The organism is Glutamicibacter sp. Je.9.36 (assembly GCF_051129975.1).
GTDB lineage: Bacteria > Actinomycetota > Actinomycetes > Actinomycetales > Micrococcaceae > Glutamicibacter.
The window spans coordinates 65222-81999 of the sequence record NZ_JBCPSN010000002.1 but is presented as its reverse complement, the minus strand read 5'-3'; the positions used below and the strand labels follow the sequence as shown (position 1 = coordinate 81999).

General features: G+C 55.0%; 10 protein-coding genes. 6 read left to right on the top strand and 4 right to left on the bottom strand.

What is annotated here, in order from left to right:
* Positions 1-7: 7 nt before the first annotated feature.
* Both AAZQ98_RS04680 and ftsY read right to left on the bottom strand, forming a co-directional pair.
* Entirely contained in the window at positions 8-2140 is a 2133-nt protein-coding gene (locus AAZQ98_RS04680) for an acyltransferase family protein (protein WP_434690204.1), read from the bottom strand.
* Between the two features lie 440 nt (positions 2141-2580).
* A complete protein-coding gene (gene ftsY / locus AAZQ98_RS04675; RefSeq protein WP_105657694.1) occupies positions 2581-3762 on the bottom strand; it encodes a signal recognition particle-docking protein FtsY in 1182 nt (393 codons plus the stop codon).
* Positions 3763-3938: 176 nt separating this feature from the next.
* Here ftsY and AAZQ98_RS04670 point away from each other — a divergent pair, with 176 nt between their 5' ends.
* Complete coding sequence (locus AAZQ98_RS04670; RefSeq protein ID WP_105657693.1) at positions 3939-5174, top strand: MFS transporter; 1236 nt, start codon at positions 3939-3941, stop codon at positions 5172-5174.
* Positions 5175-5459: 285 nt separating this feature from the next.
* The gene (locus AAZQ98_RS04665) at positions 5460-7529 is read left to right on the top strand and encodes a cell wall-binding repeat-containing protein (protein ID WP_181148854.1); all 2070 of its coding nucleotides are present in this window, start codon (positions 5460-5462) and stop codon (positions 7527-7529) included.
* Between the two features lie 136 nt (positions 7530-7665).
* Here AAZQ98_RS04665 and AAZQ98_RS04660 read toward each other — a convergent pair whose 3' ends face one another.
* Entirely contained in the window at positions 7666-9111 is a 1446-nt protein-coding gene (locus AAZQ98_RS04660) for a glycosyltransferase family 2 protein (RefSeq protein WP_105657691.1), read from the bottom strand.
* A gap of 74 nt (positions 9112-9185) precedes the next feature.
* Positions 9186-12758 carry a chromosome segregation protein SMC gene (gene smc, locus AAZQ98_RS04655; protein WP_434690198.1) on the bottom strand — a complete coding sequence of 1191 codons (3573 nt, stop codon included), beginning with the start codon at positions 12756-12758 and terminating at the stop codon, positions 9186-9188.
* 104 nt (positions 12759-12862) lie between these two features.
* Here smc and AAZQ98_RS04650 point away from each other — a divergent pair, with 104 nt between their 5' ends.
* The 4 genes from AAZQ98_RS04650 (at position 12863) to AAZQ98_RS04635 (ending at position 16760) form a co-directional block, all read left to right on the top strand.
* The gene (locus tag AAZQ98_RS04650; RefSeq protein ID WP_400342297.1) at positions 12863-13720 is read left to right on the top strand and encodes a serine hydrolase domain-containing protein; all 858 of its coding nucleotides are present in this window, start codon (positions 12863-12865) and stop codon (positions 13718-13720) included.
* Positions 13721-13949: 229 nt separating this feature from the next.
* Entirely contained in the window at positions 13950-14666 is a 717-nt protein-coding gene (locus tag AAZQ98_RS04645; protein ID WP_400342296.1) for a DUF6270 domain-containing protein, read from the top strand.
* A gap of 8 nt (positions 14667-14674) precedes the next feature.
* Positions 14675-15799, top strand: a complete 1125-nt coding sequence (locus AAZQ98_RS04640) for an ATP-grasp fold amidoligase family protein (RefSeq protein ID WP_434690193.1) — start codon at positions 14675-14677, stop codon at positions 15797-15799.
* Positions 15800-15830: 31 nt separating this feature from the next.
* Positions 15831-16760 carry a hypothetical protein gene (locus AAZQ98_RS04635; RefSeq protein ID WP_434690192.1) on the top strand — a complete coding sequence of 310 codons (930 nt, stop codon included), beginning with the start codon at positions 15831-15833 and terminating at the stop codon, positions 16758-16760.
* Positions 16761-16778: the final 18 nt, after the last annotated feature.

The window sequence follows — 16778 nt, the reverse complement described above, 5'->3', positions numbered from 1 at the left end:
CAAAGCCCTATGCTGCCGGGAACAGTTCCTTCGAATCCAGTTCCTTCTTCAGCCGGGATTCCAGGGTCTGGGACAGGGACTCGGCAAAGGTTTCGGTCAGGTGCGAGTGGTCCCAATAGGCCACGATGCCACCGACTACCGCAAAGCAGCGTCCGTCCTCGCACAGCTGGTCATTCATGTCGACGTCGATAATATTCGGCTTATCCAGGGCCTTCACCGCGTCGGCTTGCGGATCCATCGGAATCCATTGCTTCGCCTCGCCACTGCATTCGCTGAATTCGCCATCGCTGGAGGCCACGCAGTCAGGCACATTCTCCACGGTCTCCCCCGGGAAGGACGTATCCCGGATGACCGCTACAGCGGCGCCGGTGCCGGCCCAGTCCTGGAGAATCTTTTCGTAGGCCTTCTGGGCAGGCTCAGCGGTGTTTTCCATTTCGTATCCGGAAACCGGAAGGGACTGGCGGTTGGAGCTGATCACCAGATCATAGTCTTCCTTTTCGATCTGCTTGGTCACCCAGCTGCCATAATCAGCGCAGCCCTTTTCCCGTGCCTTGGAGTCAAAGACCTGGGGTTCGCCCATGACGGCGCATCGGCTGGCCAAATAGGTATCAATACTCCAGCCATTCTTCTTCGCCATAGGTTCCAAGGCAGGAATCCACTGGCCTGCATGCGAGTTTCCAACCAGTGCTACCTTGATCTTGCCATCACCGTAGTTGCATACCAGGCGGTCCTTGTAGTCGGCGTCCTGGCTGGCGAAGCAATCGTCCTTGTAGACAACCGGCTTGTCGGTCTTCGCAACTACCGGGGCGGGAGCCACCGGCTGGTAGGCCGTCTCGATATTCACTGCTTCACCGCATGATTCACTGAGCGACGCGGCACCGAAGCAGTCTTCGCCCAGCTCCTTTTCGACCTGGGCCAAGGCCTTGTCGACGTCTTGGGCGTCATTGATAATGCGTTCGGTGTTGAGGTAGAAAGCTCCGGCAACCAAAGCCAAGACGAGGCTGCCCGTGGCAAGGAAGCGTGGCGCCGTGAGCAGTACCGAGGCGTCAATGAACTTACGGAATCGAACCTCGACAAGCTTCTGCGTCAAAACAGCCAAAACCAGCGTCAAGGCCAGGGCAATGATCTTCTGGGGCCATTTGAAGTCATCCACCATGAACGGCATCAGGATCAATAGCGGCCAATGCCAGAGGTAGATGGCATAGGAATTGTCACCGAAGAACTGGAACGGCTTGCTGCTCAAGAACATGTTCGGCGAGTACTTATGCGTGGAATGGCAGAGCAGGATCAGTGCGGTGCCGAATACGGGAATCGCTGCGATGTATCCGGGGAACGGCATCTGCCCGGTAAAGGCCACCGCGCTGAATGCGATGGCAAGGACTCCGCCCCACGACCCGATCAAGCTCATCGCATCCTTCTTGGCCGCATGCGCACGCGCTCCCAAAGCCGCCACCAGGGCGCCTGCCGAGAATTCCCAGACTCGGGTAAAGGTCGAGAAGTACGCGCTGCCCGGTTCAGTCGCGGTTGCGTATAGCGAGTATCCGAAGGAAATCAAGAAGACGGCGCTGATCCCGGCCAACGCGGCGGTTGCCGGCTTGATTCCGGACTTGATGGCAGCAAAGATCAGCAGGCCGATCAGAATTGGCCATACGAAATAGAACTGCTCTTCTGCAGACAGGGACCAGAAATGCTGGAAGGGGCTTGGAGCTTCGCCTTCGGCAAGGTAATCGACCTTGGTCAGTGCCAGGTACCAGTTCTGGAAGTAGAACGTCGCGGCCATCGCTTGCAGTCCCCAGTCCTGCCACACCGTGGACGGTGCGAAGAGCCAGATGCCCAAGACGCTGGCCAGGATCACCAAGAAGGAGGCGGGGATCAGCCGCTTGACTCGCCTCATCCAGAAATTGACGACATCGCCAATGTTCTTCGGCGGCTTGGCGAGCAGATGCGAAGTGATCAGGAATCCCGAGATCACGAAGAACACGTCGACTCCGACGAAGCCGCCGGGCAGATAGTGCCCCCAGAAGTGGTACAGCACAACAACACCTACGGCGATGGCGCGCAGGCCCTGGATGTCCATGCGGAAAGCCCTGGGCTTAGGGTCCTGCTTGACTGGTATGGGCAGGTCTTGGTTCGACGACACTTCTGGATGGATCCTTTACCGGCTGGTCTGGCCGCACGGGGGTGTCCAGAATCAACCGGAGTATCCCTCATGCAGTGCGTACAGATTGAAGGGACACACTTCCCCAGAAAACATCTTTACCCAAGTAATCTGGACGTTTTCTGTAGCGCTGGTCACTGCTTCCTTGGGTGACCTGCGGCCAGAAGGCGCCGGAAAAGTTCCATTCACTCACTGACTAGATCTTTTCCGTGGAGGCCCCAAGGAGAGTTTCGGACCCGGGATCGAGTGGTGTGACTGACCTCACTGCAAGATTTCCTTGATTCCAACCCCTGTGTGCGCCCCATGGCCCAACAGGAACAAAACCGCTCTGTGCAGGAATTGCAGATGCGCAGCGCCCGCTTAAACAAGATCTCCCCGCCGCAGGAGACGACGGGGAGATCAAGAAAATATGGAATTATCGATTAGCCTTCGAGCAGTGCGTCCACGAAGTCTTCCGGATTGAATGGCGCGAGATCATCCGGGCCCTCGCCCAATCCCACGAGCTTTACCGGAACACCGAGCTGACGCTGGATAGCCACGACGATGCCGCCCTTGGCCGTGCCATCGAGCTTGGTCAGCACGATACCCGAAACGTTGACAACCTCGGAGAAGACCTTGGCCTGCTGCAGGCCGTTCTGCCCGGTAGTCGCATCGAGCACCAGCAGGACTTCGTCAATGGTGGCCTTCTTCTCGACCACACGCTTGATCTTGCCCAGCTCGTCCATCAGGCCGACCTTGTTCTGCAGGCGGCCGGCGGTGTCGATCATGACAATGTCGACTTCCTGCTCGATGCCCGCGGAAACGGCTTCAAAGGCAACGGAGGCCGGGTCGGCGCCGTCGATCTCGGAACGCACGGTAGGCACGCCCACGCGGTCGCCCCAGGTAGCCAGCTGCTCGGCGGCGGCGGCACGGAAGGTATCGGCGGCGCCCAGCAGGACGTCCTTGTCTTCCGCAACGAGTACTCGCGCCAGCTTGCCGATGGTGGTGGTCTTGCCAACACCGTTGACCCCGACCACCATGATGATGCTTGGGCGGTCCGGATGCGGTTCAGGCAGGTAGCTGCGGTCCAGGCTAGGATCCACCAGCTTGAGCAGTTCCTCGCGAAGCATTGCCTTGACGCGAGCCGGGTCCTTGCTGCCTTCAATCTTCACTCGTTCACGCAGTGCGTCAACAAGCTCAAGCGCAGGCTCGGTACCCAGGTCTGCCATCAGCAGATTTTCTTCAATCTCTTCCCAGACATCCTCGTCAATCGAGTCTTGGCTGAGCAGGGCCAGCAGGCCCTTGGAGAACATGCTGTTGGATTTGGTCAGTCGCGCACGCAGCCGGGCCAGACGGCCCTGCACTGGTTCTGGAACATCGAGCTGTGGCGCAGCAGGTGCGGCAGGCTCTTGGACCGCGACAGGCGCATCGCTTGCACCGGCAGTGTCCGCTGCGGCATCAGTATCGCCCTCAGCGCTCTGGCCAGCTGGCAAGTCGTCTGCATCGCGCTCTGACGTATACGGAGTCTTGGGCTTGCGGCCCTTGGTGACGAAGGCAATGACGCCAATGGCCACCACGGCAACAACCGCGACAATGATGATGGTTAATATAAGCGAATCAGACACGCTCTAAATCGTCTCATATCTCCAACGATTTAGGGATCATATGGCAGGCAGCACCAGCATCAGCACATTTTGCATTCAAGGCTAGACTGGCAGGTGGGTTGCTTAGCCCCGCTCGTCGTTCCAGAAAGGCTGAGGGTTACTGCTCGCTGAGCGGCAGAACCATCTGTTCAATTGATATGGCATTGAAAACCACCCGTGCTGCCAAGGCGCCCATCCCCCAAGAGATCAGCGTATTGCTGGTTGCGGCATTCATCATCGCATTGGGTTTCGGGCTCATCGCCCCCATCTTGCCCCAGTATGCAGTGAGCTTTGATGTCGGCAATGCGGCCGCCACGATTATTGTCAGCATTTTCGCCTTTACCCGTTTGATTTTCGCACCGGTAGCAGGCGTTCTGGTAGGCAAGCTCGGCGAGCCCAAGATCTACGTCACTGGCGTTCTGCTGGTTGCGGTATCGACTTTGCTTTGCGCGGTGGTCCAGGACTATACGCAGCTATTGATTGCTCGTGGACTGGGCGGGTTCGGTTCGACCATGTTCACCATTTCAGCGATGGCATTAATTGCGCGCCTGGCTCCGGAGAAATCCCGTGGACGCATCTCAGGCTTGTACGCCGGCTCATTCCTCTTGGGCAACGTCTTCGGCCCGGTTCTTGGAACCTTGCTTGCCCCGCTGGGCATGCGTATTCCGTTCTTGATTTACGGTACCGCCCTGGTGATTGCCGCAGGCGTGGTCTACATGGCCTTGGGCCGTCGCCGCGATCTGGATGCAGATGCGGCAAACCCGCGATCAAGGCATTCCGATATTGAAGTGGTGACCACCCGCGAGGCGCTGGTCTCCCCCGCCTACCGGGCGGCATTGTTCTCCGGGTTCAGCTACGGCTGGCTGGCGTTCGGCGTGCGCAACAGCATGATCCCGCTTTTCGCCTTGGCCGTGTTCGGCCAAACCATGGGTGCCACGGCCGCCGGAATCTCCATGACGGTGTTTGCCATCGGCAATGGTTGCGCACTGGTGTTCTCCGGTCGCCTGACAGACAGCATTGGACGCAAGATCCCCGTGGTCATTGGCATGAGTGTCCTGCTCGTGTCCATTGGCGCGATGGGGTATTCGACCTCCCTGGCTGGCTTCATCGTCTTCTCGGTCCTGGCAGGCATTGGCGGCGGGCTGCTGGGCCCAGCACAGCAAGCGTCCGTGGCTGACGTGATTGGTTCCGGCCGCAACGGCGGCAAGGCACTGGCCGGATTCCAGATGTGCACCGATCTAGGCTCCATCATCGGCCCGCTGCTGGCCGGGGCCATGGCCGACATGATCAGCTTCCAATTGGCCTTCAACATTTCGGCTGTCGTGGGCCTGGTCGGAGTGATTGCCTGGCTGTTGGTTCCAAAGACCATAAAACCGGTGGAATTGGCCGATTAAGCAATTCCGCAGTTTTAGATTTCCCTTGGCATCGGCGGCGATATTAATTCCCGGAATCTTGCCGGGAAACATCGGGTAGATATACTAGCAAAGGCTTTCGCCATTTCACTTGCACTCGATTATTCAGGGGAATCCATGCCGGCTATCCGGACGCGACGATCCAAAGCTCTATCAATTGCGGTTATAGCCGCACTTTCCATCCCGCTTTCTGCTGGTCCGGGGTTCGCCTCGCCAACAGAAGAGCCCTCCGCTCAAACTGTTCAGTCTCCCTCGCCCACTGCTACCGTGGCTGATGCGCCGGAACCATCGTCTACGCCGTCTCGCGAGGCCGAGGCCACTGGGACCAGCACCAGCGAAGTTGAGTCCGAGGCGCCAGCACCAAGTGCGCCGGCTGCTATTGCCACTCCAGCAGCTGAAGAAATTTCCAAGGCACTGTCCAAAGACGATGATCTTTCCAAGAAAGAACGCGTACGGCTAGCCGACAAGGCGCTGGCCGAAATGGAGCTCGAGCACCTCGATGCCCAGCTGGGCCAGGGAGCCAAGCGAATTGCCGAAACCGGTGACGCGACGATCCCTACCATGGACGAGCTAGCGGATCTCGCGAAGCTGTCTTCAAATGATTCTGCGGCATCCGTTCCGTTCCAGGTGGGTGCGCCGGCTTCACTTGATGAGTTGCGGACCTGGCGTCCACCCGGCACCCTTGGGATCGATGTTTCCCGCCATCAGGGCGACGTGGACTGGTCCACTGCCAAGACAAACGGGGCACGTTTCGCCTACATCAAGGCCACCCAGTCGTGGCCTTCTTCCTTGTACAAGGACCCGAATTTCAGCCAGAACTACACCAAGTCGCGCAATGCCGGCCTGATTCGCGGTGCGTACCATTTCGCCATGCCTGCCCATTCTTCCGGTGCCGTTCAGGCCAGGGAATTCATGGCCAACGGTGGCGGTTGGACCAATGACGGGTACACCATGCCCCCACTGCTGGATATCGAGTGGAACCCGTACAACAAGACCGCTTATCCGCAGGGCAAGGGCGATATGTGCTACGGCATGACGCCCTCCCAATTGGTTACCTGGATCAAGGACTTCGGCAATACTGTCAAGGCCAAGACCGGTCGCCTGCCGATGATCTACACGGCCCAGTCGTGGTGGGATGAGTGCACGGGCGATTCTGTAGCGTTCAAGTCCTGGCCACTGCACGTCTCGATCTTCCCCACCGCTGACGTTGCGAAGAATCCCCGCGAACTTCCTGAAGGCTGGACCACGTTCAATGTCTGGCAGTATTCTTCCAACTCCAATTTGTTGGGGTCAACGAAGAATGTGGATGCCAACGTGTGGAACGGCGATCTGACGTCGCTGCGCGACTTTGCGAAGAACCGCCGCAGCACGCAGTACAAGCTGACTACCAGCTACTTTGGCAATATGGATGTCTGGCCGACCCGCTTGGGCCCATCACGCATGTCTGGCTCCAACCGCTATGGAACGCCTGTTGCGATCTCCAAGCGCACCTTCCCCTACGGGGCCAAAACTGTTGTCGTGGCTTCCGGCGAGCACTTCGCTGACGCACTATCAGTTACCTCGCTGGCCAACCGCCACAATGCACCGCTGTTGCTGACCAAGCAGGCCTATCTGCCGAGCGCAGTGGCTGCGGAAATCAAGCGGCTCAATCCGTCCCGCATCATCATTGCAGGTGGCCCGACCGCAGTCAGCAGCAAGACGTTCACGCAGCTGAAGAAGTATGCACCGGTATCCCGAGAAGCAGGAAACACGCGCTATGGAACCAGCGCAGAGATTGCTACGAATTGGTCTTCTGCAAAGAACGTGTTTGTGGCATCTGGACGCTCGTTCCCTGATGCCCTGTCCATGGCAGCTGTCGCGGCAGACCGCAAGGCTCCATTGCTGCTGAGCAGCAAGAAATACGTGCCAAGCACCATCTTGAAGCAGCTCAAGCGCCTGAATCCCTCCACCGTGTACTTGGCTGGTGGACCTCTGGCGATCTCCAGAAATGCGGAAAACGAGATCCGAAAAGCGCTTCCGAATGCCAGGATCGCTCGCTACGGCGGAGAAACGCGTTATGACACCAGTGCTGTCATCGCCAAGGCCTTCTGGCCAAATGGTGCGCAGCGCCAGTTCATTGCCAACGGCAAGAGCTTCCCCGACGGACTGAGCGGTGCCGTTGCTGCAGGCTACAACGGCGCGCCAATGCTGCTGGCTAAAAAGTCCTGCCTGCCTAAGTCCATAGGCTCAGCGCTGACCGGCATGGAAGGTTGGACTAACGTGCTCATAGGTGGTCCGCTGGTTCTCGACGAGACTGTTGCCTACCGAAATGACGGAATCCTCAATACGTGTTCGTAGGCGTTGCGAGTTAGGGTTCGCCTAGCTGCACAGAGGCTCGTAGTTGCTGTTTGAGGCAACTACGAGCCTCTCTGTGTTCTGCAGGAGGGAGCCTGTCCCAGGGAAGGCTGGCACCCCGGCTCCCTATAGCGCGGTGCTACTTAGCTTGGCGAGCATCTATGCTCATATATCCATTGGCCGTTGCGTAGACCAGCAAACCCGAGAATTCCTGGCTCGCAACGCTTTTCCCCATCCTGATCCGCTTTGCAGGAACGCCCTGATACTCGATGAAGATGTTGCCCAAGCGAGAAATCGATTCAAGCACGGCGGCACGCGGGAAAGATGCAGTGAGCCGCGATCCGCTTTCGTCAACTGCAAGCTCGCCTCTTGCCACGGTTTCGGTGTCTCGATCCCTTATATGAATGCCGATTGGCGACGGTCCCGAGACTGGAAAATCGACGACCAGACAGATGCGTTCAGCAGTATTCTCGACCGAAACAACTGCAGGCGCTTTCTCAGCTTCCATTTTATTCTGGGCAAGCTGCTCCAGGTATTCCAAGTCGCCGGCGAGGATGGCATCGACCAGCTTTGCCTCTTGCGGCTTGAAGAGCGCTGCAGAATTATCCAGTTGGAAGGTTTCCAAGAAACTCTTGTGGCTCGACACCCATGCTGCGCGCTGTTCTGCGGTATAACGCAGGAAACGTTGTCCGTCATAGAAACGCAAACCCTTGCGAACGAACAATCCGGCAATGCGCTTCCTTGCCACTTCCAGATCCGGCCCCGTGTACGTCGCGATAGTCTGCGCGATCTTGGTCAAGGAACCTACATAACCGGCAGGATCGATTTGCTGCGTACTAATATTCTGGCCGTCCGACCTTAGCCGGATCTCGTAGTAGTTGTAGTCGCCCAGGATGCTGATTCGCCGAGCAGCGGAATATGCTTCGACCATGGCGATGCCATCTTCAAGCCTGACTTTTTCTTCGACAAAGCGGATGCCATGCGAATTGAGAAGCCGTCGCCTGATCATCTTTTGCGGCGAAAGGGTCCGCAGAATAAAGTCGTAGTCGACATCGAGAATTGTTTTTTCAAACAGCTTCGCTTGAACTCTCCGGCCGTCCAAACCGACCATTTTCGGCACGAGGACATCCACGTCGTGCTCCAGCGCAAATGAAGTCATGCGCCTTAGCGCTTGAGGCCCGAGCCGGTCATCACTGTCGATGAAGAAAACATATTCTCCACGCGCATTCTCAATGCCTACATTGCGCGGCTTGCCCGGCCAACCACTGTTCTCTTGATGCAGGGCGATGAAGTTCGAATTTCGCTTCGCATAGACATCCAAAATCTCTCCGCCAAAATCCGTCGAGCCATCATCAACGGCAATGACTTCGAATTCTTCTGGCTTCAGGTCCTGGGCTTCCAGAGAATTAAGCAGTTCCGTAAGGAATGGCATGGCGTTGTAAACGGGAATAACCACACTCACCAATGGAGAAGGTCCCTGGAGCACCGACCCGCTCGGGAGGACATCCTCCTGCCTTGATTCCCGATGCACAGGACTCTTCGTAACAGCAGGGTTATCATTGATACGTTTACGGAAAAATGCCATGTCATCCTCAGTAGAGACAGTGAATTACAGAGCAAGCAAGCTCGCTCCTGCAATTCCCTACTTTACCGCAATAGCTACGTCGTCACAGCTCGTTCCATTTTCTGGCTAATCACCGTAGAAACCCCGTCGCCGCGCATAGTGACGCCGTACAGGGCATCAGCTACTTCCATGGTCTTCTTCTGGTGGGTAATCACAATCAGCTGCGAGGACTCGCGCAACTCTTCGAAGATCGTGATCAGGCGCCCCAAATTCATATCGTCCAAGGCCGCCTCCACCTCGTCCATCACGTAGAACGGCGATGGGCGAGCCTTGAAAATGGCGACCAGCAACGCGACAGCAGTCAGCGAACGCTCGCCACCGGAGAGCAGCGAGAGCCGCTTGATCTTCTTGCCGGCCGGACGCGCTTCCACCTCGATGCCTGTGGTGAGCATATTCTCGGGATCGGTGAGCACCAGCTGGCCCTCGCCGCCTGGGAAGAGGCGATCGAAGATCCGCCTGAACTGCACGGCTGTGTCGTTATAGGCCTCGGTGAACACCCGCTCGACGTGGGAATCAACGTCGGCAATAATCTGCTGCAAATCCCCTCTGGACTTCTTCAAATCCTCGAGCTGGCCGGAAAGGAACTTATGGCGTTCCTCCAAGGCAGCGAACTCTTCAAGTGCCAACGGATTGACCTTGCCCAAGGCCGCCAGGTCGCGTTCGGCCTTCTTCAGCCGCTTTTCCTGCTCGACGCGATCATATGCCCGGGTGCCGACAGGATTGCCTTCTTCATCAACGTTCTGCCGCAGCGCGCCCCACTTGTCATCTTCGTCGAGGGCCTCCGGAATCAGCTGGTCTGGACCGTAGTTGGCGATGAGGTGATCAGGGGTGTATCCCAGTTCTTCCAGGGCCTTGGTCTCAAGATTTTCAATGCGCATCCGCAGTTCCGCACGGGCCATCTCATCACGGTGCACAGCATCAGCAAGACGGGCCAGCTCGGCGGAGAGTTGCTCCGCTTCCTTGCGTTGACTGCCCAGCATGGATTCCAGTTCGGATTTCTTTCCGGCCAGCTCTTCGCGTTCTTGGCCAGCCATCGATACCGATACTTCAATGAAACGCAGGACGCGCTCAGCAGCTTGCTCAATACGGATCGCATTGGCTGCTTGCGCCTTGCGTTGCTCAGCTCGACGAGCTGCAACATCACGGTGATTGCGCTCAGCGGCCGCAGTGCGGCGCAGCCCCTCAACGCGCGAACGCAACGCAGAAACGCGCTCTTCACTACTGCGCAAGGCAAGCCGGGCTTCTAATTCCTGCTGTCGTGCCGCGGCTGCAGCATCTGCAAGAGCTGCTCGTGCCGCGTCATCAACGGTTTCTTCATCTTGATCCGTTGAAGCTAGCTCCATGCGCTCGGTAATCTCTTCCAGAGATTCCTGCTCGATTTCCAGCTTCTCCAGCGTTGCTTCGAGCTTTTCTTCCAGCTTGGCTTTGTCCGATCGCGCGCTGCGAAGTTTCTGTCCAAGACGTGCCAGATACGTGGATAATTCATCAATGGTGGCATCAGATTCAGCCAACGCCGACTGGGCTTCATCTCGCTGTTGCTGAGCGATGGAAAGCTCTGGTCCCCGCTGAGCCAATCGTTGCTCGACTGTAGAAAGTTCTTCCTGGCACTGGGATAGTTCAGTTTCCGTCTGTTCCACTAAGGCCTGCTGCGCGATCAGGGAAGCAACTGCTGAGTCCCCCACGGAACTGCGAACTGCCGAAACAGTTATGCCATCCAAGGTGGTGAGCAGCGCAGATGGGTTCTGCACCAAAGCCGCAGGAGCTTGGCTCATTTCCTCAATGATGTAATGGCCATCAAGAAGCTGATCAAGCAAACTGTTCAGCGGGCCATCGGCAGCTACAACTTCACGAGCGCTGACGGCATTAGGCATCGCAGGAGCCTTTGCACCACTTGGAAGAACTTCGGCGTGCAGGAATACTTGGCTGGCCTGCTGCTGTTGGAGGTCTTCGATGAGATCCAACGCATCACCGAGGTTCTTGGCTACCAAAGCTTCTGCACTGTCACGCAAAATCGCGGCGACGGCCTGTTCATATCCCGGATTAACCGTAATCAGCTCCCCCAAACGACCGAGGAGCAGTCCGGATGTTGATCCAAGAAGCTGTGACGACTGATCATCTGGTTTGGAGTTCAACTTCAGGGCTTCAAGGCGAGCACGCAATCCGGAAACACGCACAGATAGCTCGCGTTCACACTGGCTATCGGCATTGTGTTCTTCTGACATTGCTGCGTGTTCCCGATCTGAACTCTCAAAATCGATATTCAGTTGGGCTTCGCCAGCCAATTGTTTTTCAAGATCACTGGCAACTTCTGCGTGAGAGCGCAAATCCAGTTCAAGGTCCGAGTCGAAGGACTGGACGCTTTCCTGGAGTCGGGATATTTCGGCCCGGGTCACGTCGACACGGCTGCGTGCGGAAGCCACCTGCGAGGCGAGCCGTGACATGCCTTCTCGACGGTCCGCCGCGGCACGGAGCATGGCAGCCATCCGCTGCTGTTCGGCGCGTGATGCTTCCTCGGCCTGCTCTTTAGCCTCTACAGCTTCAGCAAGAATCTCGTGGCGGTCTTCAAGAGCTTCTTCAAGTTCCTCAAGTTCTTCGCTCATTCGCTCAGCTTGAGCTTCCAAACGCTCAGGATCACGGCTGGAATCGAAATGGGTTTCATTGCTTTCCAGCAATTTCCCGCGTTCACGAGCCAACGCGGCAAGCGATCGGTAACGCTCTGCCTGCGTGCTCAACGAAACCCACGTTTCCTGGATTTGAACCAGGCGCGGGGTAATGGTTTCCATCTGGGCAGTCAGTTCAGCGATGTGCTTCTTGATGCGTTCCAGACGTGCCGCAGCGTCTTCTTGCTGAGCTTGGATCTTGGATTCGTCATCAATATCCTGTGCAAGCTTGTTGTTCAGTGTTACCAAATCATCTGCCAGAAGACGGGACTTTGCATCCCTGACATCAAGCTGCACCGTCTGCGCACGGCGAGCGATTTTCGCTTGCCGGCCCAGTGGGGCCAATTGGCGGCGAACCTCGGCGCTCAAATCTTCAAGACGATCCAGATTTCCCTGCATCGCTTGCAGCTTGCGCAGTGTTTTCTCCTTGCGCCGGCGGTGCTTGAGCACGCCGGCCGCTTCCTCAATGAAGCCACGCCGATCTTCAGCGGTAGCGTGCAGGATGCGGTCCAGCTGCCCCTGTCCGACAATCACATGCATTTCTCGACCCAGACCGGAGTCCGAAAGCAGCTCTTGAATGTCCAGAAGACGGCACGAACTTCCATTAATGGCGTATTCGGATCCACCCGTACGGAACAGCGTGCGGGAGATAGTGACTTCTGCATAGTCGATAGGCAGCTGGCCATCAGAGTTATCGATTGTCAGGGACACATGGGCACGTCCCAGTGGTGGGCGGCCAGAAGTGCCAGCAAAGATCACGTCTTCCATCTTGCCGCCGCGAAGCGTCTTGGCACCCTGTTCACCCATGACCCAGGACAGCGCGTCAACCACATTGGACTTGCCGGAACCGTTAGGTCCTACAACAGCCGTGACACCCGGTTCAAACTCAAAAGTGGTCGCCGATGCGAAAGACTTGAATCCGCGAACGGTGAGAGTCTTGAGATGCACGGCGTGAAGTTCCTATGTTTGGGCCAAATCGCTAAAGTTGGGTTGGGCAATCAAACCCAATCCTTGTCGCAATTCTAGCGAAGCGCACTGGGGATTATCTGGTTGTGCTCGCAAAATCCGAGGAAGAAAATCGAGGGATAGATCATTCTATGAGCATTCTGACGCAGATTGACCAGTGGCCAAGTGACAACGCGGTATCCGTGGTGGTGAACGGCAATGGTGCAATCGTTGACCAGCACGGTGATACTGCACGTGTTTACCCCTTGGCTTCGGTGACCAAGTTGCTCAGTGCCTACACGTTCTTGGTTGCTCTGGAAGAAGAAGCCATCACCCTCGAAGACCCTGCAGGGCCAGAGGGTTCAACCGTGCACCACCTGTTGGCGCACACCGCAGGCTACGATTTTGATTCGGAAACCATCCGCTTTGCTGTAGGGACTAAACGCGGATACTCCAACTACGGCTTTGAAAAGCTCGCAGAGCATCTGGAACAACAGACCGGAATCAGCATGGCCCAGTATGCCCAGGAAGCGGTCTTCGCTCCCCTGGGCATGGCTGATACGGAAATTGCCGGCAGCTGCGCAAAGGATGGCCGCTCCACCGCTGCGGACCTAGCAAAATTCGCTGCCGAACTTTTGCAACCAACTATCGTGGCGCAAGAAACATTGAGCGAGGCAACGCGTGTGCATTTCGAGAACCTGGCTGGAATTCTGCCCGGCTATGGCCGGCAGAACCCGAATGATTGGGGACTCGGGTTTGAAATCCGTTCATCCAAAGCGCCGCACTGGACAGGTGCAAACCATCCCGGTACCACTTTCGGGCATTTTGGCCAGTCCGGCACATTCCTCTGGGTGGACCCGGAACATCGTCTGGCCTGTGTGACGCTCACCGACAAAGGCTTTGGCCAGTGGGCTGTTGACGCTTGGGCGCCGTTCAATGAGCAAATCTTGTCTGAGCTAACGTAGTTTTCCGTACTTCCTGCGGTTCTGAATCCGATGTACTTCCAACACCCTAAGGTTAAGTGACATTCGAATTTCTCAAGTCCGACTGGATCCCTCCAAGAGGTCCAAGCCTGACACAGAGTCTCCCCTTCGCGACCGCACATCAGAATACCGGTATTATAGCAACAAGAATACATGCCAATACAGACGAGATATGAATGTTTACGATATCTAAACGACTTTCCAGGACGAAATGAAGAAATTTTTCGTATACGGCGGTTGCGTTTCGCGCGACACATACGAGCTAATAAAAAATGAAAACTCCTTAACGCACTATGTCGCGAGGCAATCGCTAATTAGTGCGGCATCTAAGCCCGAAAAACGAATTCCAGTTCAGTCATTGCCGCTAAACTTTAACTCTCGAATGGTTAGAGGAGACATCCAGTCCTCCCTTTTCCCTAAAATCATCCAAAACAGTGACGAAATTGATATCTTCCTGTTCGATATATTGAGTGAGCGCCTAGGCGCATACCGCATACACGGCGGAACTTATATAACGAATTCCACTGAACTTGTTAGCTCAAATCTACTGTCAACGTTTAAGATTCCACGAACGCTAATTCGATTTGGTAGCGATAGGCATTTTGATATTTGGTCAAAATCCGCGGATCAACTAAAGATCCTATTGCAGGCTAAGGGGCTCTTGGAAAAATCGCGCTTAATCAAGGCAAATTGGACAGACATAACGATACAGGGAACTCCAACTCCGCAATTCAGGGGCATGGACTCAGCAACGGCGAACACCCTATACCAACGATACTACGATTACCTTTCTGGATTAGGTTTCGCAACCATAGAACCAGGACCTGAGATTTCTCTATCTGACAAAAATCACAAATGGGGCCCTTCTCAATACCACTACCAAAACGACTTCTACAATAAAATAATTGAAGAACTCGCTAAGGGCTAGGACACTAAATGACTAATTATAAATTATTGACAAGAGGTTTGGGCCTAAAAGTCAACGCGCGGCTGACGGGCGGACCTGACGACGCCGAATACACGTTCAAACTGCACCGTGGCAACGAGGTCACCGCGACGTCCAAAGCAGGCAGTTCGAACACATGGGAAACGCCACCATCTCTAGCTCCTGGCAAATACCATTTTACGTGCATGATTCGAACCAATTCTTCCATGGAAGTAGTTTCGAGCCTACCTTTTGACTTCGGACTTAACAAACAGATGATAAGGCCGCGGACTTTAAAACCACGCCCTGCCCATCAGCCTCCTGCTTCTTTCCATTCATTACTCTATTGGGAGAGCAGAAAAGCTTTCGGCCACCGAGAGAATAGTGCGTGGCTATTGGACGAGAAACTAAATGCCTATGCCTTCGCTGAAAGTCTTGGACTGTCTAGCCCTGCACTAGAATTGAGGAGTTTTAACCACGATCAAATACCCCTTGAGCGAAATACTGTCGTAAAGCCACTCGCAGGAGTCATGTCGCAGGGCGTATTTCTCATAACCGCTGATTCCATCATAGACCTTGTTAATAATCATATAATTTCTAATTTCACTGACTTACGCCAGTGTATGAAGAATCTTATAACGAGCGGTAAGATCAAGGAAGATCAGTGGATCCGCGAACGTTTGATTCTTGATGATAAAGTCGTAGACCAGCCTGCTCGCGACATTAAATTCTACACCTTTTACGGTCAGCCGCTCCTTGCGCTGGAGACCGTTCGCATTCCTAAAGTACAACGTTGCTGGTACGACAACTATTCAAACCTAGTTAACACAGGTAAATACTCGAAGGAACTTTTTGTTGGGCACGGGATTCCTCCAGAATTCTACGAAATCGCTGAGCGAATAGGTCATAGCATTCCAGCACCATTTGTCAGAGTTGATTTGTTGGCCTCACCAAGCGGTGCCGTTGTTAATGAAATTACTCCCAAGCCTGGGGGTGCACATCTATTCGCTGCATCGATCGACAATTCTTTAGGCAACCACTTGGTGAGCGCAGATGCCCGATTGAGAACGGACCTCATTTCGGGTAAGAAATTTGAGCATTTTAAATCGATCCAAAAACATCGCACTGATATTTAATCAAAAAATTTAGGTATGGTGAGATTTTAATATGAACTATTCGAACTACGCACAATGGAAACAGTTTCACTATTTGTGGGATTCTTTAGAGCATTTTAGGAATACGTGGAATCGCATTCCGGGAATTCACACTATCCAGTTTGCCGCTGGGCAGAAAAACATTGACCTCTACATCAACGAAAATATTAAAGAGACTACTCATAAGGCTACTCCGATATTTTTCAGTGGAGCGATATCGAATCGAACCACTCAATTAGGACCATTTTTTTCCGGTCTCGGCATGACTAAGAGGCTTGGGCTACCATTGATTGCGATTGCGGATCCAGCTCTCGATGCTGATCGCGATCTCAAGCTGGCCTGGTACTTAGGGGACGCAACCGACAATTTCGGAGAAAACCTGTCCGCAACTCTCGATGCCTTGCATCAGATTTTAGAGACTGAACTGATTCTGGTTGGTGGATCCGGTGGTGGATATGCTGCTTTGAACGCCGGGCTGGACACTTCGAGCCGAACTACGACATTGGTTTGGAACCCACAAACAGATATATTCGAATACTCCCCCAGATTCGTCAAGGACTATCTTCGTAGTCAATACAATTTTTCGCACGACACTTTGCGCCGCGATGATTGGAAAGAATACTGCCGAATCCGTACTGATCGTGCGTCACGAACGTCAGTGGTCACTGAATCAACTCTACATAGACCGCGCAGATTGGTTTACCTTCAAAATCTAGGTGATTCACACCGTATAGAACATTTGCAGCCGCTTTGGTTCAAGACGACAACGCGTGAGTTGGTACAAGGGAAAAATCTATTGGGAGATGACCATGGTGTCTACCTAGCAGAGTTCGCATTGGGCCATGCTCCGCCATCCGGGACGCTCATTGGGTCTGTCCTACGGGAGTTGATGAATACAACCCTCGCGGTTAAGGATTTGACCTCTCTAGATGAATTTATCTAGCTACCCTAAATATTAAAT